The 24,802-nt window shown below is 36.9% G+C and carries 19 protein-coding genes, 1 pseudogene and 1 riboswitch; of the genes and pseudogenes, 12 read left to right on the top strand and 8 right to left on the bottom strand.

Annotated elements, in window-relative coordinates; translation table 11 throughout:
• Positions 1-446: 446 nt before the first annotated feature.
• Together J3U27_RS07640 and J3U27_RS07635 are read right to left on the bottom strand one after the other, a co-directional pair.
• Positions 447-1,787, bottom strand: a complete 1,341-nt coding sequence (locus tag J3U27_RS07640; RefSeq protein ID WP_267377185.1) for a hypothetical protein — start codon at positions 1,785-1,787, stop codon at positions 447-449.
• Positions 1,788-2,529: 742 nt separating this feature from the next.
• The gene (locus tag J3U27_RS07635) at positions 2,530-3,837 is read right to left on the bottom strand and encodes a hypothetical protein (RefSeq protein WP_267377184.1); all 1,308 of its coding nucleotides are present in this window, start codon (positions 3,835-3,837) and stop codon (positions 2,530-2,532) included.
• Between the two features lie 1,069 nt (positions 3,838-4,906).
• Between J3U27_RS07635 and J3U27_RS07630 the strand changes: the two genes are divergently transcribed.
• The 5 genes from J3U27_RS07630 to J3U27_RS07610 are packed head-to-tail and all read left to right on the top strand — an operon-like array spanning position 4,907 to position 9,932.
• Positions 4,907-6,082 carry a pyridoxal phosphate-dependent aminotransferase gene (locus J3U27_RS07630; RefSeq protein ID WP_267377183.1) on the top strand — a complete coding sequence of 392 codons (1,176 nt, stop codon included), beginning with the start codon at positions 4,907-4,909 and terminating at the stop codon, positions 6,080-6,082.
• A complete protein-coding gene (locus J3U27_RS07625) occupies positions 6,067-6,879 on the top strand; it encodes a MetQ/NlpA family ABC transporter substrate-binding protein (protein WP_267377182.1) in 813 nt (270 codons plus the stop codon). The genes J3U27_RS07630 and J3U27_RS07625 overlap by 16 nt, the downstream gene beginning before the upstream one ends.
• 2 nt (positions 6,880-6,881) lie before the next feature.
• Positions 6,882-7,895, top strand: a complete 1,014-nt coding sequence (locus J3U27_RS07620; protein WP_267377181.1) for a methionine ABC transporter ATP-binding protein — start codon at positions 6,882-6,884, stop codon at positions 7,893-7,895.
• Complete coding sequence (locus J3U27_RS07615) at positions 7,895-8,566, top strand: methionine ABC transporter permease (protein ID WP_065562588.1); 672 nt, start codon at positions 7,895-7,897, stop codon at positions 8,564-8,566. The genes J3U27_RS07620 and J3U27_RS07615 overlap by 1 nt, the downstream gene beginning before the upstream one ends.
• A gap of 13 nt (positions 8,567-8,579) precedes the next feature.
• Positions 8,580-9,932 carry an FAD-binding oxidoreductase gene (locus tag J3U27_RS07610; protein ID WP_267377180.1) on the top strand — a complete coding sequence of 451 codons (1,353 nt, stop codon included), beginning with the start codon at positions 8,580-8,582 and terminating at the stop codon, positions 9,930-9,932.
• A 115-nt stretch (positions 9,933-10,047) separates the two neighbouring features.
• Here the strand turns inward: J3U27_RS07610 and J3U27_RS07605 are convergent, their stop codons facing one another.
• Together J3U27_RS07605 and clpB are read right to left on the bottom strand one after the other, a co-directional pair.
• Positions 10,048-10,845, bottom strand: coding sequence for a Cof-type HAD-IIB family hydrolase (locus tag J3U27_RS07605; protein WP_065733887.1), 798 nt, complete (start codon positions 10,843-10,845; stop codon positions 10,048-10,050).
• A 467-nt stretch (positions 10,846-11,312) separates the two neighbouring features.
• Positions 11,313-13,883 carry an ATP-dependent chaperone ClpB gene (gene clpB, locus J3U27_RS07600; RefSeq protein WP_065562591.1) on the bottom strand — a complete coding sequence of 857 codons (2,571 nt, stop codon included), beginning with the start codon at positions 13,881-13,883 and terminating at the stop codon, positions 11,313-11,315.
• Positions 13,884-14,152: 269 nt separating this feature from the next.
• A riboswitch (PreQ1 riboswitch) is annotated at positions 14,153-14,198 on the top strand.
• A 2-nt stretch (positions 14,199-14,200) separates the two neighbouring features.
• Here clpB and queD point away from each other — a divergent pair.
• Positions 14,201-14,629 (top strand): 6-carboxytetrahydropterin synthase QueD, encoded by a 429-nt coding sequence (gene queD, locus J3U27_RS07595; RefSeq protein WP_065562592.1) that lies wholly within the window; start codon positions 14,201-14,203, stop codon positions 14,627-14,629.
• A complete protein-coding gene (locus J3U27_RS07590) occupies positions 14,626-15,240 on the top strand; it encodes a 7-carboxy-7-deazaguanine synthase QueE (protein WP_065562593.1) in 615 nt (204 codons plus the stop codon). The genes queD and J3U27_RS07590 overlap by 4 nt, the downstream gene beginning before the upstream one ends.
• A 33-nt stretch (positions 15,241-15,273) precedes the next feature.
• Here J3U27_RS07590 and pgeF read toward each other — a convergent pair whose 3' ends face one another.
• The gene (pgeF, locus tag J3U27_RS07585) at positions 15,274-16,026 is read right to left on the bottom strand and encodes a peptidoglycan editing factor PgeF (protein ID WP_267377179.1); all 753 of its coding nucleotides are present in this window, start codon (positions 16,024-16,026) and stop codon (positions 15,274-15,276) included.
• Between the two features lie 6 nt (positions 16,027-16,032).
• Entirely contained in the window at positions 16,033-17,007 is a 975-nt protein-coding gene (gene rluD, locus J3U27_RS07580; RefSeq protein WP_267377178.1) for a 23S rRNA pseudouridine(1911/1915/1917) synthase RluD, read from the bottom strand.
• Between the two features lie 92 nt (positions 17,008-17,099).
• Here rluD and bamD point away from each other — a divergent pair.
• A pseudogene (bamD, locus tag J3U27_RS07575) lies at positions 17,100-17,822 on the top strand (outer membrane protein assembly factor BamD); the annotation flags it as partial.
• 161 nt (positions 17,823-17,983) lie between these two features.
• Here the strand turns inward: bamD and J3U27_RS07570 are convergent.
• On the bottom strand, positions 17,984-18,601 hold the full coding sequence (locus J3U27_RS07570; RefSeq protein WP_267377177.1) for a hypothetical protein: 618 nt from the start codon (positions 18,599-18,601) through the stop codon (positions 17,984-17,986).
• Positions 18,602-19,065: 464 nt separating this feature from the next.
• Positions 19,066-19,695, bottom strand: coding sequence for a hypothetical protein (locus J3U27_RS07565; protein ID WP_065733879.1), 630 nt, complete (start codon positions 19,693-19,695; stop codon positions 19,066-19,068).
• 227 nt (positions 19,696-19,922) lie between these two features.
• Here J3U27_RS07565 and leuS point away from each other — a divergent pair, with 227 nt between their 5' ends.
• The 4 genes from leuS to nadD are packed head-to-tail and all read left to right on the top strand — an operon-like array spanning position 19,923 to position 24,693.
• Positions 19,923-22,505, top strand: coding sequence for a leucine--tRNA ligase (leuS, locus tag J3U27_RS07560; protein ID WP_267377176.1), 2,583 nt, complete (start codon positions 19,923-19,925; stop codon positions 22,503-22,505).
• A gap of 36 nt (positions 22,506-22,541) precedes the next feature.
• Positions 22,542-23,036 carry an LPS assembly lipoprotein LptE gene (gene lptE / locus J3U27_RS07555; RefSeq protein WP_065562599.1) on the top strand — a complete coding sequence of 165 codons (495 nt, stop codon included), beginning with the start codon at positions 22,542-22,544 and terminating at the stop codon, positions 23,034-23,036.
• A gap of 2 nt (positions 23,037-23,038) precedes the next feature.
• Positions 23,039-24,043, top strand: coding sequence for a DNA polymerase III subunit delta (gene holA, locus J3U27_RS07550; protein ID WP_267331648.1), 1,005 nt, complete (start codon positions 23,039-23,041; stop codon positions 24,041-24,043).
• Entirely contained in the window at positions 24,037-24,693 is a 657-nt protein-coding gene (gene nadD, locus J3U27_RS07545) for a nicotinate-nucleotide adenylyltransferase (RefSeq protein WP_267377175.1), read from the top strand. Before holA ends, nadD begins: the two co-directional genes overlap by 7 nt.
• Positions 24,694-24,802: the final 109 nt, after the last annotated feature.

The following is a 24,802-nucleotide window of genomic DNA, read 5'->3' as shown; positions in this document are numbered from 1 at the left end:
TGAATAAACGGACTGGTATTGATTGATTCGAAAATTTTATTTTATAAACTGCCTACTCGGCATAAACCTAGAACAAGACATACTATAATCATTGTTTGCAAAAAGGCAAAGGGCATTTGGAGTTTTAAAAACCCTTTTTTTTATTATCTTTTTAAAGTTATGATTTTTAATTATTTTATTTTTTGATTAAAAAAAGGGTTATAAAAATAATATTTTTGGGGGCTTAGAAAACCCCGTTCCTCAACTTTTTTGCAATAAAACACCTCAAAAATAAACCCGCCTAAGCGGGTTATTCAAACGTCGCTAAGCCACAAAATCGCTTTTTATGGCTAAACGACGTTGACTCCTTGAGTCAGCTTACTTTTAATGACTCAACACTATTTTTTATCACTCCAACCCCCGGCCTAAGGATTAATGATTAAGGATTAAGGACGAAGAAATAAGAATTAAGGATAGGTGCAAAGTCCGTAGTCGCTGGTGTCGTAGTTGCGCCAAGACGCACGACCGTATTCCGAGCCCACGATAAAATGGTGACTACCAGTGGGATCACTAGTCCAGTAAAGCTGATTGTTGTCGAAGTCCGCGCCTGAATAACTGGACATATCGCCCCACTCCGTGAAAAAGCCTGAACCTATATGACGAATGTAATGATTACCAGGTGAACGAGGAGTGGCACTAGGTACGACTACATCTCTACGAACAGCGTTGGTTAAATCCTTTACGCGAGGCATTCGATAACCAAGGCTACTACACCAAGATAAGGTAGGAGGATAAATGTCATACTTAAAACCTCGATTGACGAACCACTGCTTCAATGTAAAACCATATTTAAGAACGGGATTACCATTATTGTCACGACCGACCAACTCGAAGGTCTGAGGCAAAGATGGAGTGGAAATACGACCAGGATTGTCTGAACGATGCTGGGATGTGGTAGCGTAAGGACCCGTTAAAGTAACGCGTACGCGTGTAGCGCTAGAATTAGACATTGTAACGGTGATACCTCCCTGAGATAACGAAGACCAAGACAAAGGTTGACTAACACCACTAATATCTAAATCAAAGTACAGTTTGTTAGCACCAGTTGTAGGAAAGTTTTGACCGTAAGATGATGGGCCAGTTGACTGAGGGATAAAACCATTAGCAGGGTCCCACATCGAAGCTGGGCCAGCAAAATCCCAAGATGGATTCTCCCTATCATCTCCAAGCTTACCATACATTAAATTAGGCCGAGCAAAACAAACCACCGGCGCAGCCTTAGGATTGACGTAATAAGTCACATTACGGGCACTGAAACTACTACGATTAGGAAAACCATAACGTGTAGATAATGTACCGTTAGTACTGGATAACGTAACCTTATAAGGTGCATTACAAATTGTTGGCACGGTACTACGTGATACCGATTGACCGCTTTTATCGACGATAGATAAACTTAAATGACCTGTAGCACTAACGCCAGAATCTCCATCATCATCTCCCCAATAATTATTAGGAGGACCGATAAGTGTACTTAAAGCGACTGAATTAGTATCAGTAGGAACGAACATACGAATATCAGCAAAACTCTGACCCTCAACGGGCAAGACGATTGGAGTTGTAGATGATGAATTGTTAGAAGGCGTGTAATTAGCTCCGTCAGATAGAGTAATCCCAAGCAGACCGTTAGCATCAACCGCGCGTGTACGACCACCGTCGAAAGTCAGATAAGGTGCACTACCCTGTATCGCATTCCTAGTTGTCTGTGATGTCAATGCATGACCCGAAAAAGGAAGAAAAAAAGCCACGAAAAAAACAATCTGCCGGGATAATTGGGAAAAGGATCGAAAACAGGATCTGAAAGAGGATCCGGAAAACGATCGGAAAAAGGATCGAGAAGAGGATCGCGGAAGCGATCGCGCGAAAATTCGCAGAATTTCACTTGATTGAGTAGAAAAATAATCTTCAGTGAAAAATTTAAACTGGGTGCTGGACTTAGGCGAATTTAAAAGATAGGTTTGGCAGGTTGGCTGTTGGCTGTTGGCTGTTGAAAATTATAATGCATTTTAGACTATCCTGTCAAGTAATTTTTTGATTAATTTACAATTTTATGCTTTTCTGTCAAATTTTAGCCTTTTAGCTAAAACCGTGTAAAAAGTATAGTGATTGGAAAAACACGATGCAACACTTTTTTTCACTCATTTATATTAGCTTTTGTAAAGATGATCTAAAAATGATCTAAATTATAATTATTTAGCTATTGTTTTAATTGAATATCACCGTTGCAAATCTTTAAAATTAGAGCGATTGATCCTCAAAAATTTTATTTTAAGGCTTTGGATTAGAAATTTAGTGATTTTGATATTTTAATAATTTTTTAAGTGAAATTGAGAACATCAAAAACCCCACTCCTCAATTTTTTTTGCGATAAAACACCTCAAAAATAAACCCGCCGAGGCGGGTAATTCAGTCGTCGCTTATTTTAATCACTTAATACTATTTTTATCACTCCAACCCCCGACCTAAAGATTAAGGATGAAGAAATAAGAACTAAGGATAAGTACAAAGTCCGCCGTTATTTGCGTCATTTTGGTACGAATTCACATAACCGTTGAGCGCGAACACAATAAAATTGCGATTAGCATCCAGATCACTAGTCCAATAGTAAGCACTTATGAAGTCAGCTCCTGAGTAATCGTCCATTTTGCCCCACTCCGTGAAAAAACCTGAACCAATGCGACGCTGATAATGATTGCCAGATGACGAAGGGATTGCGCCCATACGATGGTTTGAATTAGTTAAATCACTTACGCGTGATACGCGATAACCTAAATTGTTACACCAAAAGGCAAGATCAGGATAAAAGTCCTCATAACCAGTACCACGGTTAACGAACCACTGCTTTAGCGTAAAACCATATTTAACAATTGCATTACCTTGACTATCGCGACCGACTAATTCAAAGGTCAGAGGTAAAGGTGGCTTAGGTATTGGACCTGGAAAGCCAGAATCTTGTTGGGACTCAGTGGCGAAAGGACCTGTTAATGTAACTCGAACACCTGTACTTGTGGAATTGCTCATAGTAGCGGTTATCCCCCCCTGAGAAACAGGAGGCCAAGACAATACCTGATTACTATCCGAAATGACTAAATCGAAGTACAAACCATTAGCACCAGTAGTCGGAAAGTTTAAACCGTAAGATGATTGAGGAAGAAAACCATTAGCAGGGTCCCAAATCGAGGCAGGACCGCTAAAATCTAGTGGCCAATTATTCTCCTTGTTCTTACCATACAATAGGTTAGGCCTTGCAAAACAAACCGTTGGCGATGGATTAGGATTGATATAATAGGTCACATTACTTGCACTAAAGCTACTATGACTTGGAAGACCATAACGTGTGCTTAATATACCATCTGTATTAGTTAATTTTACTTGATAAGGTGCATTACAGATTTTTGGTACTGCATTACGTGATACTGATTGCCCATTTTTATCGACGATAGATAAATTTAAAGAGCCAGTCGCACTGATATCTCCATCACCATCATCATCTCCCCAATAATTATAAGGAGGACCGATAAGAGAACTTAAAGCGACTGAATTAGTATCAGTAGGAACCAACATACCTATATCAGCAAAACTCTGACCTGCAACGGGCAAGACGATTGGTGCTGAAGAAGATGAAGGATTGGTTGAAGGCGTATATTGTGTACCGTTAGATAATGTAATACCAAGCAGACCGTCAGTGTTTGTCACTCTTGTATAACCACCATCAAACGTTAAATACGGAGCATTACCGTGAATCAGATTTGAGGTTTTAGAGGTTAATGCATAGCTGGAATAAAAAGGTATTAACAATAAGCTTAGCGATAAAAAGATCAGTCGGAATAATTTAGATCCAATAGATGATCGGATTGATCCAAATGGCGATCGAAGTAACAGTAGACGCAACGATCGACTACGCGATCTTAAATTTTCGTCGATTAATAAACTGGAGTGAAAAAAAAGAGGTTGAGAGTTTAAATTAGGCGAATTTAAATTATAGGTTGGCCAAGTTGCCTGTTGCCTGTTGCCTGTTGAAAATTATAATGCATTTAGACTACCTTGTCAATTAAATTTATGATTTATTTGCAATTTTATGTTTATTGCTGATGTTTTAGCTACTCAGCTAAAATGATCTCAAAGTATAGTGACCCGAAAAATATAACGCAATATTTTTTGCGTTTAAGATCGTTAATCTTTGTAAAGAGGATCAGGAAAGATCTAAAGATAATCATTAGATAAACTATTTGCTATTTGATCAATATCAAATTTATCACTCACTAAAAATCCTCATTTTTAACCCTATAAAAGTTTTACTTAGGGCGTATTTAAAACCCCAGAAACCCCGCTCCTCAACTTTTTAAGAAACGGGATATTATCTGCATTGAATAAACTGACTTGAGTTGATTGATTCGAAAATTATATTTTATTAACTGCCTACACGGCATAAACCTGAATTTGAAAAATTCCGAGACATATTAATTATTTCTAAACTGCCTACACGGCATAAACCTTATTTTATCTAGACTGGGATTGTCGCTCGGTTTTCTAAACTGCCTACACGGCATAAACCTAGAACAAAACATACTATAATCGTTGTTTGCAAAAAGGCAAAGGGCATTTGGAGTTTTAAAAACCCTTTTTTTTAATACCTTTTTAATATTATGATTTTTAATTATTTTATTTTTGATTAAAAAAAGAGTTATAAAAATAATATTTTTTGGAGATTAAAAAACCCCGCTCCTCAACTTTTTTAAAATCTAGTCGCTATTTTCGACTCCGTTATAAGAAAAAAGTATAACTATATATAAATATATTATTTAACCGTCATAGAAAGATTTTATATTATAATCTCCGACTTCATAATTTTAATATATAAAAAACAATGCATAAACTAGCCAATCGACTCGATCACTTTTCCGATTCGGTTATCCGTCGGATGACTCGGATCGCTAATCAATATCAAGCTATCAATTTGTCACAGGGGTTTCCAGATTTTGATCCGCCGAAACCTTTAATCGATGCGTTAAAACAAGCTGCCGATTGTGGTCCTCATCAATATGAGATCACTTGGGGATCGGCTGAGTTTCGGCGTCTGTTAGCTAAAAAGCAACAAAAGTTAATGCAAATTGATATCAACCCAGAGGAAAACGTGTTGGTAACTTGTGGTAGTACCGAGGCGATGATGTGTGCGGTAATGACGGTTTGTAATCCAAAAGATAAAGTTATTATCTTTTCGCCGTTTTATGAGAATTACGGAGCGGACGCCATTCTTTCTGATGCCACCCCAATTTATGTGCCTTTGATCCCGCCGACATTTGAATTTGATAAACAGCAACTTCGTGAAGCGTTTGAGCAAGGCGCTAAGGCGCTGATTTTATGTAATCCTAGCAATCCTTGTGGCAAGGTATTTACTAAGGATGAGCTTAATTATATCAGTCAATTGGCGATTGAGTTTGATGCCTACATTATTACCGATGAAGTGTATGAGCATATGGTTTATGCTCCGCATAAACATCTTTATTTGGCAAGTTTTCCAAATATGAAAGAGCGGACTATTTGTTGTAGCTCGTTGTCGAAAACCTATTCGATAACCGGTTGGCGCCTTGGTTATATTATTGCTGATAAAAGGATTATAGATGGTTGTAAGATGATCCATGATTTTCTTACCGTTGGCGCTGCTGCCCCACTACAAAAAGCAGCTTGTGCAGGGTTAGCTTTAGAGGATGATTATTATCAACAATTGACCGAAACTTACACCGCTAAGCGCCGTTTATTTTTGAACGGATTAGATGAGTTAGGCCTTGCTTATTATGAGCCTCAAGGTGCGTATTATGTTTTAGTGGATATTTCGGCGTTTAATCCATTTAAGACCGATTTTGAATTTTGCGAATGGTTAATTAAAGAAGTCGGCGTAGCAGCTGTGCCGGGATCGGCCTTTTTTAAACATCCTGAATATCGTTATATTCGTTTCCATTTTGCTAAACAAGAACCAACGCTGATTGCAGCTTTAGAAAGATTATCCAAACTTAAGGAAAAATTATTATGTTTAAAAAATTAATTGTGGCAAGTTTAGTCATTTTAACTTCAGTATTAACTGGCTGTGATAATGCTAAAAAAGAGAATCAAATTACAGTTGGTGTTGCCGCTGGTCCTTATGGTGACATGTTTAAACATGCTATTGCGCCTGGATTAGAAAAGAAAGGTTACCATATCGAAATTCGTGAATTTAGCGATTATGTTCAACCAAACTTAGCATTAGCAAATAGAGATATTGATGTTAATTTATTTCAACATTTAACTTATCTTAATAATTTTAAGCAAGCGCGTAATTTAGATATTATGGCGATTGGTTTTGTACCGACAGCTGGCGCGGGAATTTATTCAAATAAAATTACTGACTTTTCGCAATTAAAACAAGGCGATCAAGTGACTATTTCAAGTGATGTGACTAACGAAGCTCGTGCTTTACGCATTTTAGAAGCAGCTGGGTTGATTAAGCTTGATCCAAATGTGGATAAAAACAATTTAACCCCTAAAAACATTATCGAAAACCGTTATGGTTTAGAGATTGTACCAATTGAAGCACCACAAACTCCACGTTCGCTTGACAATGTTGCGTTATCAGTGGTTAATGGTAATTATGCAATTGGTGCGGGTTTAGATCTTTCTAAGGCGCTTTATCATGAAGTGTTAGATAAAGATCATAAAAATGTTATTGCGATTCGCACTGAATCAAAAGATACATTAGGTAAAGACATTATCGACGTGCTTAAATCACCTGAGTTTGCTCAAGTCATTAATGATAAAAACGGTATTTTCTATACCTTCCAAAAACCTGATTATCAGTTATTTTAATTATGCAGACTTTAATTCAAGTAAAAGATGTTTCTGTAAGATTTAAAGCCAAAGATCAAGTTGTTGAAGCGGTTAAAAAGGTCTCGTTTGATGTCAATCAAGGCGAGATCTTCGGGATCATTGGTTCGAGCGGTGCGGGAAAAAGTACTTTAGTAAGAACGCTTAATCGGCTTGCTGAACCTTCGTCCGGGCAAGTTATTATTAATGGTGTTGATATTCAAACCTTACGTGGGCGTGAATTGCAAGCGTTTCGTTTTCATGTTGGGATGATTTTTCAGAACTTTAATTTAGCATCATCAAAAACCGTTTATGAAAATATTGCTTTTGTGCTTAAAGCCGCTGGTAAAAAAGGCGATGCGGTTAAAAATAGAGTCAACGAATTGCTTGCTTTAGTTGGGTTAAGTGATAAAGCGAATGCCTACCCTGCTGAACTCAGTGGTGGGCAAAAGCAACGAGTCGGTATTGCCAGAGCGCTGGCTAATGATGCCAAAATTTTGTTGTGTGATGAAGCCACCAGTGCTTTAGATCCAACTACTACCAGCGCGATTCTTGATTTGTTAAAACAGCTTAATCAAAAATTTGGTTTAACTATTGTTTTAATCACCCATGAAATTGATGTGGTTAAAAAAATCTGCCACCGAGTTGCAGTAATGTCACAAGGTGAAATTGTCGAAATGAATACCACGTTTAACCTTTTTGCCTGCCCTAAACAGCCATTCACACAAGAATTTCTTAATATCGATGAAAATACCCATTTGCCAGATATTATAAAGCAAAATGTAAAAGGAAAATTGGTCCGTTTGCGTTACATTAACGAAAACACTACCCAGCCAATTCTGTATCAATCAGCGATTGAAACCGGTGTGTCATTTAATATTTTGCATGGGTTTATTGAATATTTCGACAATCAAGCTTTGGGTAATTTGGTGATCGAGCTGATTGGTGAATCGACTAATATCCAAAATTTAATCACCAAATTGGCCGATCAAGAAGTCATTGTTGAGGAAATAAACTAATGATTAAACTCACCATTAACGAAATAGCGCAAATGTTATGGAAAGCCGCTTACGAGACATTCATTATGGTAAGTTGGTCATTATTAGCTGGTTTGATCTTCGGCACATTAATCGGATTATTGCTGTTTTTAATGTCAAATCAATTCTTCTTTAAAAATAGAATCATTAACAGTATTGCGAATTTTATCGTCAATGCAACCCGTTCAATTCCATTTTTAATTCTGATGGTTACGGTGTTACCTTTAGGCGCGCTGTTGGTTGATACCGCAGTGGGTCCTAAAGCGGTAATTTTACCGCTTTCACTTGCCGCTATTGCATTTTATGCACGGTTAGCCGAAAACGCTTTTAGCCAAATTGATAAAGGTGTGATCGAAGCTGCGGTAGCAAGTGGTGCATCACATATGCGTATTATTTTTGGGATATTGTTTCCTGAGGCAATGGCGCAATTAATACGACACGCAACGGTTACCACAATTTCACTTATCAGCTTTAGCTCAATGGCTGGGGTTGTTGGTGGCGGTGGTATTGGTGATTTGGCGATCAGTTATGGTTATCAACGCTATGTAACCGAGGTGCTTATTTTGTGTATTGTTATTCTTATTTTTATTGTGATGGTGATTCAATACCTCGGTGACAAGTTAGCCAATCACTTTGATAGAAGTTATAAATAGTGGGTAATTTAGTATGAACAATCTTATCATTAAAGATTCAAAACGCATTGTTTTGGCAGATGCCATCCCACAATCCTACTTGACCGATGGTTTAAAGCTTAAATATGGGCAGGCTGATATATTAGTTTATCCTAAAACGACCGAAGAAGTAGCGGATGTGGTGAAATATGCCAATGCCAATAATCTGAATATTACCACTCGCGGTGCTGGGACAAATTTAGTGGGTTCAACCATTCCTAATGGTGGCATTATACTTGATTTATCATTGATGAATGAGATTGTTGAGTTAGACAAGGAAACTTTCACTATTACGGTACAGCCCGGCATTTTATTGCAGGATTTACAACAGTTTGTTGAGCAGTATGATCTTTTTTATCCACCTGATCCGGGTGCTAAATCCTCCACTATTGGCGGAAATATCAGTACTAATGCAGGAGGGATGCGTGCGGTAAAATACGGTGTAACTCGTGACTATGTGCAAGCACTTGAGGTGGTGATGGCAGATGGGAGTGTGTTAAATATTGGCAGTAAAAATGTTAAGGACAATACTGGGCTTGCTTTAAAGCATCTGTTTATTGGCAGTGAAGGTACTTTAGGCATCATTACCCAATGTACGTTAAAACTGATCGCCAAGCCGAAAGTATCTCAAACATTTGTTGTTGGTTTTAATACTATTGAGCAGGCTATTGCCAGTATCACAACCATTTTACATACCCTAACGCCAACCGCGCTAGAGTTTGTGGAACGTAAAGTTGCACAATGGGGCGAAAAGTATTCAGGATTTCAATTCCCACTACCTCATAGCCAAGCTTATTTGATTATTATGCTTGATGGATCAGATCAACAATCCATCGAACAGCAACGAAAGCAATTATTAGCGAATTTAGGTGACTGTGACTATTTTGTTGCTGAAGATAGCAATCAGGCTAGTCAAATTTGGACGATTCGCGGTTCATTAGTGCGAGCGGTTGAGGCAGTGACCGAACAAGATCCGATTGATATTGTGGTTCCAATAAATCGTATTGCCGATTTTATTCACTTCACCAAACAGCTTGAAGCAAAAACCAAGGTACGCATGTTAGCCTTTGGTCACGCTGGTGATGGAAATATTCATCTATGCATTTTGCGTGATGATCGTGATGATAAACAGTGGGATACCGATCTACAGCAAGTTCATCAAGCTCTTTATCAAAAATGCCTTGAACTTGGTGGATTACCTTCGGCAGAACATGGCATTGGTACAGCGAAAGTGAGCTATTATAATGATGCTATTCCCAAAGCCAATCGCCAACTTATGCACGCTATCAAGCAGCAGTTTGATCCGAAGAATTTACTCAATAATCAGGTTTATATGACGATGATTTAATCCGAGCAGTATTTTAATGATTGCTTTTAGATGAGATAAATCAGTGGCAAATTGAGAATAAATAAAGTTGAGGAGCGGGGTTTTTGAAGTCTTAAAAACCCCGCTCCTCAATTTTTTATTGAAGTGCTAACATAAGTTGTATTGTTGTCATTACGGCACTTTCATTATTTGAACCAGTAATAAATTTAGCTACTGCTTTAGTTTCGTCGAAAGCATTACGCATTGCAAAGCTGTAATTGGCTTGTTCGAGTAGTTCAATGTCGTTGAGGCCATCACCAAATGCCATTGTTTCCTGGTAGGTGATATTTAAGATTTGTTGTAGTTTTTTGATGGTGTTGCCTTTGTGGACGTTGTGTTCAGTAATATCTATCCAAGCGGCTTCTGATACGACGATGTAAACGTCATTATCATACGGTGTTAAATGCTTGCGTGTTTGTGGGCATTGTTCTTTTTCGTCATACACGGTAATTTTGATAAAGTCGTCAGCGACAGTTTTAAAATCATCCACTTCGATGATTGTTGCATACGATCCTCGGACTTTTTGTTTTAGGTGTGCAGGCAAATTAGATTTGATTACTGCACCTTTTGCAGTACATGCAATGATGACATGCTCTTGACTGGCTTGTTCAAGGGTTTTGATGATACGTTGCCCAAGTTGATTTTCGATAAAAGAGCGATAGATAAATTCACCTTTATGTTTGATTGTGGTGGCACTATCGCCTACTATCCAAATTTTATCGAGATAATCGGCAAAGAGTTCTTCTACTCGTTCACACTGTTTTCCAGTACATGCAACAAATTGGACGTTTTGTTTTGCCATAAGGTCATAGACTTGGGTAAATAATGTACGGTCATAGTCGCCTTGGCTATTTAAGAATGTTCCATCTAAATCAGTGATGATTAACTTGATCATATTTGTGTCCTTTAGAATGAATTAACTGGCTCTTTATTCATTTTGCCAAATTCTCTATAGAGAAACAATATGATAAAGCCGAAATAGAGATGAACATTTAATTCCATCTTTTTTATTAATTGAAAGGATTAAACCCAAAATATTACCAATTTTTATAGTCAATAAGGCGGTTATTTAGGTGATAAATTTAGGTTATAAATTTAAGATAAGAATTTTTTCTAATTAGTTGAACTATCAATTTTAAGTTTTAAGATTTTCTACAAAAAAGTCTGACAAGAAGCTTTCAGGATTTTTATTTTCTAATTATTTCTGCAATTAGCACCTCAAAAACCCCTCTCCTCAACTTTTTTTTATTTAATTGAGATGCGCATGGTGGCAATTTTTGTGATAAAAAAGCCTGAAAATTTCTTTTCAGGCTTTTTGGCTTATTTATATTGTTGCCTATTCGACGCAATAAGTAAGTAACCTTATTGTTTTGCAACAATATTTCCATCATCTACGTCTAGATGAATCTTTTTACCAGGCACTAATTTACCCGATAAAATTTGTTGAGCTAGTGGGTTTTCAATCTCTTGCTGTATTGCACGTTTCAATGGTCTTGCACCATAAATTGGGTCGAAGCCAACTTTGGCAAGTTGTTCTAGTGCACTATCAGAGATATCCATTTCATATCCACGTTCTTCTAGGCGTTTTTCAACATGAGCGAGTTGTATTTTTGCAATTGCTTTAATGTTTTCTTGACCTAGTGGGTGGAATACCACTGTTTCATCAATTCGGTTAATAAATTCCGGTCTGAAATGTTGGGTTACCACTGTCATAACTAAAGCTTTCATTTCGTCATAACTTAGTTCGACGTGACCTTGAATTAGGTCTGAACCTAAGTTAGATGTCATGATAATGACTGTGTTTCTAAAATCCACAGTTCTGCCTTGTCCATCAGTTAATCGGCCATCATCAAGCACTTGTAATAAAATATTAAATACATCTGGGTGCGCTTTTTCAACTTCATCAAGTAAGATGACGGAGTATGGTCGACGTCTTACTGCTTCGGTTAAATAGCCACCTTCTTCATAACCAACATATCCGGGAGGCGCACCGATTAATCGAGCCACGGAATGTTTTTCCATGAATTCGGACATGTCAATTCGAACCATTGCATCTTCACTGTCAAACATGAAGTTAGCTAAGGCTTTACAAAGTTCAGTTTTACCTACCCCTGTTGGTCCTAAAAATAGGAATGATCCAATTGGTTTGTTAGGGTCAGATAGCCCTGCTCGACTGCGACGAATCGCATTAGCAACGGCAACAACCGCTTCGTCTTGACCGATTACACGTTTGTGTAAGGCTTCTTCCATGTGAAGTAGTTTATCTTTTTCGCTTTCAAGCATTCTTGATACAGGAATACCCGTTGCTTTAGATAGTACTTCGGCAATTTCGTTATCGGTGACTTTGTTACGCAATAACTTCATGGTTTTGCCTTCTAATTGCGTTGCAGAAGCCAGTTTCTTTTCTAACTCTGGAATTTTGCCATATTGTAATTCGGACATTTTGTTCAAGTCACCCATTCGGCGAGCTTGTTCTATCTCGGTACGCGCTTTTTCCAGCTCCGCCTTGATATTTTGAGTGCCCGAAAGTGCAGCCTTCTCTGACTTCCACTCTTCTTCAAGTGATGCATAATCCTTTTCTTTTTCAGCAAGTTCATCGTTTAACATCTCTAGTCGTTTTTTACTTGCATCATCAGACTCTTTCTTGAGCGCTTGTTGTTCAAGTTTGAGTTGGATAATACGTCTTTCAAGTCGATCCAATGATTCTGGTTTTGAATCCATTTGCATACGGATGCTTGATGCTGCTTCGTCGATTAAGTCGATCGCTTTATCGGGTAACATTCGATCAGAGATGTAACGATGCGATAAAGTTGCAGCAGCAACAATGGCTGGATCAGTAATTTGTACGTGGTGATGCAGTTCATAGCGCTCTTTTAAGCCACGTAAGATTGCGATCGTGTCTTCAACTGTTGGTTCTGCTACATAGACCTTTTGGAATCGACGTTCTAATGCTGGATCTTTTTCTATGTATTGACGATATTCATCAAGTGTAGTTGCCCCTACGCAGTGTAGTTCACCTCGAGCTAATGCTGGTTTTAACATGTTTCCAGCGTCCATCGCCCCGTCACTTTTACCTGCACCAACCATGGTGTGAATTTCATCAATAAATAAAATTATGCTGCCTTCCGCTTTGGCAATATCTTTTAATACCGCTTTTAAGCGTTCTTCAAATTCACCACGATATTTAGCACCAGCAATTAATGCCCCCATATCTAATGATAATACGCGCTTGTTACGTAATCCTTCTGGCACTTCTCGGTTAACAATTCGTTGTGCAAGTCCTTCAACAATAGCGGTTTTACCAACACCTGGTTCACCAATGAGTACTGGGTTGTTTTTAGTTCTACGTTGTAATACTTGTATTGTGCGACGAATTTCTTCATCACGACCGATTACTGGGTCAAGTTTTCCTTGTTCTGCGCGTTCAGTTAGGTCAATGGTGTATTTTTTTAATGCACCACGTTGATCTTCAGCATTAGGATCGTTCACGTTATCACTTCCTCTCACTTGGTTAACAGCTTGGCTAAATTTTTCTTTAGTAACGCCTGCTTTTTTTAAGATATCTGCTAGGCTTCCTTTTTCATCTAATGCCGCTAATATAAATAGTTCAGACGAGATGTAGCTATCGCCATTTTTTTGGGATAATTTATCGCATAAATTTAAGATTTTAATAAATTCTTGTGATGGTATAACTTCACCACCGATACCTTGAACTTGTGGTAAGCGTTCGATTGCTTGATTTAGTTCTTGTTGTAATGTCGCAACATTCGCGCCTGAAGCAGCAAGTAATGGATTTATACTGCTTCCTTCTTGGTTTAACATGGCTGATAGCACATGTATAGGCTCTATGTATTGATTGTCTTTACCTAATGCCATTGATTGAGCATCAGCTAAAGCTTGTTGAAACTTGTTTGTGAGTTTATCTAACCTCATATTATTTATCTCCTAAGCAATAGATTTGGTTTAAATGTTTAAAACATTCAATCCATTTGCATATTCACTAAATAAGTGTGGAAGAATAAATTTCAAGAGCTGATTAACAATATTTTTGACGATTTTTTGAAACAAAGCTGTATATATATTACTCGTTTCTTTGCAAAAGATAAAGTAGCTTGAAAAATCATCGATTAATCAATAAGGTTGAGAAAATTTAGGTGACACATGGGTTTTTATCCTTTATATTAGCCTCGCTTTTAAGTTAGCCAACCGTGGTTCGTGATCCATCCCACGTAAAAAAACTAGGAAATTATATGTTTAAAATTGCTAAAGAGTTTCAATTCGATGCTTGTCATATGCTTGATGGGCATAATGGAAAATGTCATAACCTTCATGGTCATACCTACCGTTTGTTAGTCGAGATCAGCGATGATCTTATTTCCAGTGGATCCAGCGCTGATATGGTAATGGATTATGCTGATCTTAAGTTGATTGTAAAACAGCAGATTGTTGATCAATTGGATCATGCTTATCTTTATCATCAAGATAATGCTAATGAACGCAAAATAGCTATGCTTTTAGAACAAATGGAACGTAAAGTTTTTGCTTTTCCTTGCCGTACTACGGCGGAAGGAATGAGTAAATTTATTTTCGAACGTTTGTCTCAGTTTTTGCCGGTGTCGATGATTAAGCTTTGGGAGACCCCCTCTTCTTATTGTGAGTATCATCGGAGCGAAAAATGATTGAGTATCGCATTGTTGAAATCTTCGAATCTTTACAGGGCGAAGGTTATAATACGGGTATGCCTGCTATTTTTATTCGGTTTGCTGGTTGTAATTTGAATTGTAGTTGGTGCGATACTAATTTTCGTCATTTTAAGCGCTTTTCGTTAGAGCAATTACTGGCGATGGTCGGGCAATATAAGAGTTCTAATATTATTATCACTGGTGGTGAGCCTACTATGGTTAGAGATTTACCTATATTGTTGTCCCATTTGAAGCAGGCTGGTTATTATATTGCTATTGAGAGTAATGGGCTGGGTAAGGTTGATCCATTAATTGATTATGTTGCACTGAGTCCTAAATTTTGTTATCAAAGCCGTTACCAAAACATTCTGCAATCAACTGCCAATGAAGTTCGAATCGTCGCTGAAAAACAAGCGGGCTTTATCGATTTTTGTCACTTCATTGAACAGCATATTGAAGCTAAGCGTTACTATTTGTCTCCTTGCGAGATAAATGGTGAGATGAATATGTTTGATACCATTGAGTTGTTAGGTCAGATTAACCATAATCGTATCGATAATAAATGGCTGTTAAGTTTACAGACTCATAAGTTTGCTGATATTGAGTAGTTTTTTATTAACTGCCATTAAACTAGTGGTTTATCACTTTTCTTCAAACCATATCATTGTCGCCATTCTTCCCGTTTTGTTTTCTCTTCGATAGGAGTAAAACAGATCGCGCTCAGTATACGTGCAATAATTACCACCATAAATTTGAGTAATTCCGATCGCGTTTAATCGCTGTTTAGCTATCATGTAAAGGTCGGCCAGATATTTTTTGCCTTCGATAAATTTGAATGCATGGTGAGCATTTTTGTCATACTCTTCAAATTGTTCTTTAACTTCAATACCTACTTCAAATTTTTGTGCACTGATTGCTGGTCCTAGCCAGACGAGAATTTCATTGGTGTTGCATTGAAATTTTTTTGCGGTTTCTTCTAATATACCATGGCATAGTCCTCGCCAACCCGCATGAGCAGCAGCAACTTGATCGCCTTTAACAGAGCAAAATAGTACCGGCATACAATCAGCAGTTAAGACTACACTGACCTGATTAGCTTGCTTAGTGTAGGAGCCATCAGCTTCAAATCGTGTCGTATTAATTGCAGGTTTTACTTTTGTGATATCTAGGACAGTTGTACTGTGTGTTTGATTTAACCAATAAGGTTCACTCGGCACTTTTTCCGCTTGTATTAAGCGATTTCTATTTTCTACGATGTTATTTAAGTCATCCCCTGTTCGACTGCCTAAATTTAAGCTGTCAAAAGGGGGAAGGCTTACCCCTCCAATACGAGTGGAGGTGAAAGCGCGAACATTACTCGGTGCAGGCCAATAAGGATATATTGATTTAATCATTTTTATTTACCAATCAAGTTCATCTTTATGAAGTTCTGTATCTTCTTGTAACGCATGAATTAATGTTAACATATCATCCGGTATTGGCGCATTCCATTCCATTAGTTCACCTGTAATTGGATGATATAAACGTAGCATTGTTGCATGTAAAGCTTGACGATCAAAATCGCGTAGCGTTTGGATAAAGGATTCACTCGCGCCTTTTGGCGGTCTTGGTCGTCCGCCATAAAGTGGATCACCAACAAGTGGGTGCGCGATATGAGCCATATGTACACGAATTTGGTGAGTTCGGCCAGTTTCTAGCCTTAGCCGTAGTCGAGTATGAAGTCGATATTTTTCCATGACTCGATAATGGGTTACCGCTGGCTTTCCTGTCGGGAATACGGCCATATGCGTTCGCTTAGTAGGATGGCGAGTGATCGGTTGATCGATTGTGCCACCTGCTGTAATGATTCCCATCGCTACCGCTTCATATTCACGTGTGATTTCACGATGTTGTAGCGATTCAACTAGGTGGGTTTGTGCCTCGATGGTTTTAGCAACGACCATTAGCCCAGTTGTGTCTTTATCTAAGCGATGGACAATACCCGCTCTTGGTACTCTTGAAATATCTGGATAGTGATAAAGTAATGCGTTTAGCACTGTACCATTTGGATTACCTGCGCCGGGGTGAACAACAAGATCTCGAGGTTTGTTGATAACCAAGATATCATCATCTTCATAAACAATATTGAGTTCGATATTTTCAGGTTGGTGATATGTTTCTTCTTCGATTTCAACGTCTATAGTAATTTTTTCTCCACCGAGAACTTTTTCTTTGGGTTTATTTACAATATTATTATTAACTAACACGTGATTATTGACGATCCATTCTTTAATTCTAGATCTTGAGTAATCAGGGAAAAGCTCCGATAAAGCTTGATCCAGACGCATTCCAAGTTGTGTTGGCTCTATTTCTGATGAAAGTTTTAACTTGTGCATGTGTAATTTATCTATTTTAAGCTGTTATGATTTAGAGTATTATATACTAATCATTGCCTTTAATGTTTAATTATATTTTGGATTAAAACTGAATGAAACTTCGTTTAAATACTTTGTTAGCCATCGCTTTAAGTAGCGCGCTAATTGGTTGTACGAGTACAAAGCCTGATGTCGAAAATGTATCAGAAATTGAGTTACACAATAAAGCCAAAACTGAGCTTGAAGGTGGGAATTTAAAATCGAGTATTACTGTTTTAGAAACGATTGATAAAAATTATCCTTTTGGACCTTATTCACAACAAGTCCAACTCGATTTGATTTATGCTTATTATAAAAATGCGGATTATCCTATGGCCATTGCGTCAATTGACCGCTTTTTAAAATTAAATCCAACCCATCCGAATATCGATTGGGTGATTTATATGCGCGGTATTAACAATATGGCGCAAAATGATAATACTATTCAGGGTTGGTTTAATGTTGATCGTTCAGATCGTGATCCTGAATTTGCGATGGCAGCATTTAAAGATTTTACTTATTTGGTTTCTAGTTTTCCAACGAGCAGTTATGCCGCTGATGCAAAAAAACGTTTAGTATATTTAAAGAACCGTATCGCTCGCTATGAGTTAAAAGTGGCTCAATATTATACTAACCGTGGCGCTTATGTTGCCGTGGTTAATCGAGTCATTCAAATGTTAGCGTTATTTCCAGATACTGATTCAACAAAAACAGCATTATCGTTATTAAGTAATGCTTATAATGAATTAGGTTTGACTGACGAAAGCCAAAAAGTCGATAAACTTATACAAGCTAATCTTGAAAATATGCCAGTTGAAGAGAAAAAGTCTTACTTTTCTCGCTTCTTAAGTGTATTTAATGGTGGTTAATTTAGTTCAGTTCTAAAAAATAATGGCTATTTAAACATTTAAATAGCCATTTTTTTATCATTAATTTATAAACGATAAATGCCCATGAGTTACTTTCTAACATATAAATAACGGTATTCTCCATGATCATAATTTTTATTTGTTAATGCTTTTGTTAGTTCTTGGGTAAGTTTAGTTGATAACGTTGTATCCGATGAGGATAATGTAAAATCTGGTTTTATAATTTGTTCATCGACATATTGTATAAATTGAAGAAATTGATCAATATCTTTTTTGGACAAATAGATAGTTTTTGCCACCATCATATTAATAAGCTTATTGTCAAACTCCAAAATAATCGTGTGATATAGCACTACGGTACTTTTAAACATCATTACTGTTTGTAATGCTGACCATTGAAACGTTTGATTCAATTTTTTATGGTCATCAATATTAATCGAATATGAATTGACATCAATCGTCATTTTTTTACGGAACAAGCGAGCAATACATATAGCAAACAGAAAGACAGAAAATAATTCCGGAACAAGGAGTCCAACAATAAAAATGATTTCAAAGTATTGGTTGGGAATCATCTCACTAAAGAATAATGCAAATAAATACAAGAGACAACCAAAGACTAAAACACCAAAGCAAAAAATGAGTATCATTAAACTTATAAATGAGCGCCGAGTAAAACAACGAAATTCAAATGTACGATTTTCCATAAAATATTCCTGATATTTTTTTAGAAATATATCTTAAGTTTTTTAAATATATTGAGAAGCAAAGATTTATTTTTTTATTTATAACTTTATTGATTTTAATTCATATAAATATTGGTATCAAATCCTCCTCCTTGTTTCATATATCGTTTGTAAAACGTGCCAATAAAGTTAGCAAATTATTTTTTATGAGCAATAATAGATAGGACATATATTCATCACGTAAGAACAATATCGCCTAGATGAGATTGAAGCCCAAAAAGTCGATAAATTTATTTAAGCCAATATCGAAAATATACCGGTTGAAGAGAAAAATCATTCTTTCTCGCATCTTAAGTGTGTTTAATGGTGGTTAATATATTGACCAATTAAAAGACAGCTAACGTTTATCAAAACAGTTGATGGCTATTTAACCATTCAATAGCCATTGTTTTATCACTAATTTATAAACAATATATGCGCATTAGCTACTTTCTGATATAAAGGTAACGATATTCTGGTACTACTTCAACATGTAATACGAGTGGGGCTATTAATTCATCTATTTTAGATGATAAGGTTTTATCCACCGAAAATAATGTAAAATCTGGCTTGAGAACTTGTTCATGAAGATATTGTATAAATTCGTAAAATTGCCCGATATCTTTTTTGGATAACAGTGGAATTATTCCCTTTACTGTCAGCATCTTAATACGCTCATTGTCAAATTCCAGTATAAGTGTTTGATTAACCCAAATAGGTTTTTCGAGTTTAATCATTATTACTTTTTGTAATGCTGAAAATTGAAACATTTGATTCAATTTTTTATGGTCATCAATATTAATCGAATATGAATTGACATTAAACGTCATTTTTTTACGGAATAAACTCACAATACTCATAGCAAACAAAATGCCAGAAAGTAAGCTCAACACAATGATTCCACCAAAAAAAATCACCATAAAATATTGTTTGGGGATCAAAGGCATGACAGCATCAGAGGTAAATAAAAAAATGAGACAACCTGTGACAAATAAAGCAAAGCTAATAACTGATATCAGTAAAACAATAAATGAGCGACGAGTGAAACAACGAAATTCAAATGTACGATTTTCCATAAGCTATTCCTTATATTTTTTAGAAATATATCTTAAGTTTTTTTAATATATTGAGAAGCAAAGATTTATTTCTTTTTATTTTGTTAAGTTTATTGATTTTAATTCATATAAATATTGGTATCAAATCATCCTCCTTGTTTCATATATCGTTTGTAAAACGTGCCAATAACCAATACAATTAGCAAATTATTTTTTATTAGCAATAATAGATAGGACATTAATTCGTCATGCAAGAACAATATCGCCCAGATGAAATTGAAGCCAAAGTACAAAAACATTGGCAAGAAGAGAAAACTTTCCACGTTACTGAAGATCCATCTAAAGAGAAGTATTACTGTTTGTCAATGCTTCCTTATCCTTCAGGTCGTTTGCATCTTGGTCATGTCCGTAATTATACAATCGGTGATACGATCTCACGTTATCAACGCTTAAACGGCAAGAATGTTTTACAGCCAATCGGTTGGGATGCATTTGGTTTGCCAGCAGAAGGCGCAGCCGTTAAAAATAATACTGCACCAGCTAAATGGACTTATGAAAATATTGCTTATATGAAGAAGCAGTTGCAATTACTTGGTTTTGGTTATGATTGGGACCGTGAGGTTACTACTTGTCGTCCTGAGTATTACAAATGGGAGCAATGGTTTTTTACTAAATTATTTGAGAAAGGTTTAGTTTATAAAAAGACTTCAGCTGTTAACTGGTGCCCTAACGATCAAACTGTTCTAGCTAATGAGCAAGTAGTTGAAGGTTGTTGTTGGCGTTGTAATACTCCGGTTGAGCGTAAAGAGATTCCACAATGGTTTATTAAAATCACTGATTATGCCGATGAGTTATTGAATGATTTAGATACTCTTGAGAGTTGGCCTGAACAAGTTAAGACCATGCAACGTAACTGGATTGGTCGTTCTGAAGGGGTGGAATTTGACTTTGCTGTTGAAAATTATAGCGATAAGTTACGCGTTTATACTACTCGCCCTGATACGTTAATGGGTGTGAGTTTTGTATCTGTGGCGGCTGAGCATCCTCTTGCTCAATTAGCTGCGCAAAACAATCCTAAAATTGCTGAGTTTATTGCTGAATGTAAAACCACGAAAACCGCTGAAGCTGATATGGCTACAATGGAAAAGAAAGGTATGGCGACTGGATTTTTTGCCATCCATCCATTAACCGGTAATAAGGTTCCAGTTTGGATCGCTAATTTTGTATTAATTGAATATGGTACTGGTGCTGTGATGGCTGTACCGGGTCACGATGAACGCGATTATGAATTTGCATCAAAATATAATTTACCAATTAAACCAGTTATCTTAAATCAAGATGGGCAAGCTCCTGACCTTTCTGAGCAAGCTTATACTGAGCACGGTAAATTATTTAATTCAGGTGAGTTTGATGGTCTTGATTTTGATCAAGCTTTCAATGCTATCGCCGATAAACTTATTGCGTTAGGTATTGGTAACCGTAAAGTGAATTACCGTTTACGCGATTGGGGTGTTTCTCGCCAACGTTATTGGGGAGCGCCGATTCCAATGGTGACGCTTGAAGATGGTACAACGATCCCAACACCTGAAGATCAACTTCCCGTCATTTTACCTGAAAATGTTGAAATGAATGGGATAACCAGTCCTATTAAAGCCGATCCCGAGTGGGCAAAAACAACTGTTAATGGTCAACCAGCCCTTCGAGAAACAGATACTTTTGATACCTTTATGGAGTCATCTTGGTATTATGCTCGCTATACTTGCCCGCATTATGACAAAGGTATGTTAGATGAAAACGCAGCTAATTATTGGTTACCTGTTGATCAGTATGTTGGTGGTATCGAACATGCGATTATGCATTTACTTTATTTCCGATTCTTCCATAAATTGATGCGTGATTTCGGTTTGGTTAAATCAGATGAGCCTGCTAAACGTTTACTTTGCCAAGGTATGGTTTTAGCTGATGCTTTTTATTATACCAGCCCAACTAACGAGCGTATTTGGGTTTCACCAACCGAGGTGACCATTGAACGTGATGATAAAGGCCGTATTGCTAAAGCAATAGATAGTAAAGGCAATGAACTTGTTCATGCTGGTATGACTAAGATGTCAAAATCGAAAAACAACGGTATTGATCCACAAGAGATGGTAGAAAAATACGGAGCTGATACTGTTCGTTTATTTATGATGTTCGCATCCCCAGCTGATATGACGCTTGAATGGCAAGAATCCGGTGTTGAGGGCGCTAATCGATTTATTAAACGTGTTTGGCGTTTAGTTTTCGAGCATTCTCAACTTGGTAAAACTGCTGCGCTCGATATCGCTAAATTGAATGCTGATCAGAAAGCTTTACGTCGTGAATTACATAAAACAATTGCTAAAGTGAGTGATGATATTGGTCGTCGTCAAACTTTCAATACAGCTATTGCTGCGGTGATGGAGTTTATGAATCGCTTACAAAAAGCACCACAAGACACTGATCAAGATCGCGCATTGATGGATGAGTCTTTAAATGCAGTAGTTCGGTTACTTTATCCTATGATGCCACACGCTTGTTTTGTTATGTGGCAAGCATTAGGTCATAGTGAAACAATTGATAATGCTTCATGGCCAGTTGCTGATGAGTCAGCTATGGTTGAAGACGAAAAATTAATTGTTGTGCAAATCAATGGTAAAGTGCGTGGTAAATTCACTGTACCTGCTGATGCTCAGCAAGATTATGTTGTAGAGCAAGCTAAACAAGAGCCAAATATTGAAAAATACTTAGCTGATGCCACAATTCGCAAAGTGATTTATGTACCAGGTAAATTATTGAATCTGGTTGTAAGTTAATATTGTTGGATAACTTGGATATAGGTGGTAATACCAATGAAAAAATATTTAGCTTTACTGATGTTATTGGCGATATCGCTAACGGGATGTGGATTTCATTTGCAGTATGAAACTGAAGTCCCTGCTCGATTTAAAACGCTTTCATATGTTAGTGGTGATCCTTATGGTCGTTTATCGAGAAATATTAAAGAGTTGCTACGCGATAATAAAGTAACTTTGGCTAATATTAATGATCCGGCCAATTACCCATCACTCAGAATAGTGGGTGATTCATTGAGTAAAAGCACCATATCCATTTATCAAGATGGTAAAGCAGCAGAATATCAATTAGTACTAACGATTCAAGCTCAAGTAGTAATCGCGGGTGAACAAATTCATCCAATTAATGTTCGTGTTTTCCGTACGTTCTTTGATAATCCAGCCGCAGCTCTTGCGAAAACAGTCGAGCAAAATCTAATTGAAGACGAAATGTATAAGCAGGCTGCAAAACAGATCATCCGTAAATTAAAATCGGTTGATACACCTAATTAACGATGAAAAAAATTAGTGCAGAAAAAATCATCCATCAGTTAGGATCACCCTATTATTTGATTTTAGGTAGTGATCCTTACTTGCAACATTATGCGCAAACTGAGTTACGTAAAGCTTTTAAACAAGCTGGATATGACGAGCAACTTTCTTTCACGATAAACGCTCAAACTGATTGGCCGGCAATGTATGACAGTTGTCAGGCAATGAATTTGTTTTCTAATAAAACCTTGCTCTGTTTAGAAATTGGTGAAGGTGTGCTTAATGTTTCAGTTGCTACAAAATTAAATACGTTATGTGAAATGTTAACCCCTGATATCGGGTTGATAATCAGCTTAGTTAAGATTACCAAGACTCAAGAAAATTCAGCATGGTATAAGGCCTTGTCTGATAATTTAGTGGTTGTGAATTGTTCAACGCCAGAAGTAGCACAATTACCATCATGGATAAAAACCTATTTGCAACAAATGCAAATGACAATTGAGCAACCTGGAATTGAATTGCTTAGTTATTATTATGAAGGTAATTTGTTGGCTTTAACGCAAATTATTGAGCAATTAAAGTTACTTTACCCTAATCAGACTATTAATTATGAGCAAGTAGAATCAAATATTAATGATTCAGCAATATTCTCGCCTTATCATTGGGTTGATGCAATGGTTTACAATAAATCTAAGCGGGCAATGCATGTGTTACACCAGCTTAAAATGAATGATTTCGAGCCATTGATATTATTGCGTATTATTCAACGTGAGTTGATTTTGTTGATCAATTTAAAATTGGCTTTAGCAGAAAAATCCCCGCGCCAAGTTTTTGACGAATATCGAATTTGGCAAAATAAAAGAAAGATGTATAGTGATTATTTAAGTCGATTCGATATCAAGCATCTATTTGCTCTATTGGCCACTTTAACTGAAATCGAGATTAGCTTAAAACATAATAATGATTTACCTATTTGGGATGCTCTGTTGAATTTAACTATGCAGTTTATGGGATTAGATAATTGTTAACGGCACTCTTTGGTGGCACCTTTGATCCAATCCATTATGGGCATTTGCGCCCTGCTCTAGCCTTAGCCAAAGAGGTTGGATTGAATAATATTAGTTTATTGCCAAATCGAATTCCTGCTCATAAACCACAGCCAGAAGCCACAACAGAACAACGTTTAGCTATGTTAAAATTAGCTATATCTGATTATTCGCTTTTTTCCATCGATACACGAGAATTAGAACCACAGCTAATCAATCAACCCTCTTTTACTGTTGATACGCTTAGGGCATGGCGTGAGCAAAATGGTACCCTATCAGGCTTGGCTTTTATTATAGGGCAAGACTCTTTGCTTAATTTACCCACTTGGAAAGAGTGGCAAAAGTTGCTCGATTATTGTCATTTGCTTATTTGTAAAAGGCCAGGTTATCCCCAAACCACCGATGATAGCAATTTGCAAGCATGGATTAATCAACATCAAACAAAAGATAGCCAAGCGTTACATCATTATCCAAATGGTTATATCTATTTTGCTAATACACCACTTGAATCGATTTCAGCGACAGAAATAAGACTAAATATCGATAATCAACAATGCTGTGAAAAGTTGTTACCGAGCAAAGTTTGGCACTACATACATGAATATGGAATTTATAATTCAAAGAAATGTTAGAAATGACTTTACATCTGTGAGTTTTTTCGGCATTATTTTGCCGCTATATTTAGATAATCTGATTATAGCTGTTCTGTGTCTATACTCATATTCAATGAATTTGCACACA

The organism is Gilliamella sp. B2911 (assembly GCF_026536965.1).
Classification (GTDB): Bacteria; Pseudomonadota; Gammaproteobacteria; order Enterobacterales; family Orbaceae; genus Gilliamella; species Gilliamella apicola_E.
This window is presented reverse-complemented; position numbering and strand designations above follow the sequence as displayed.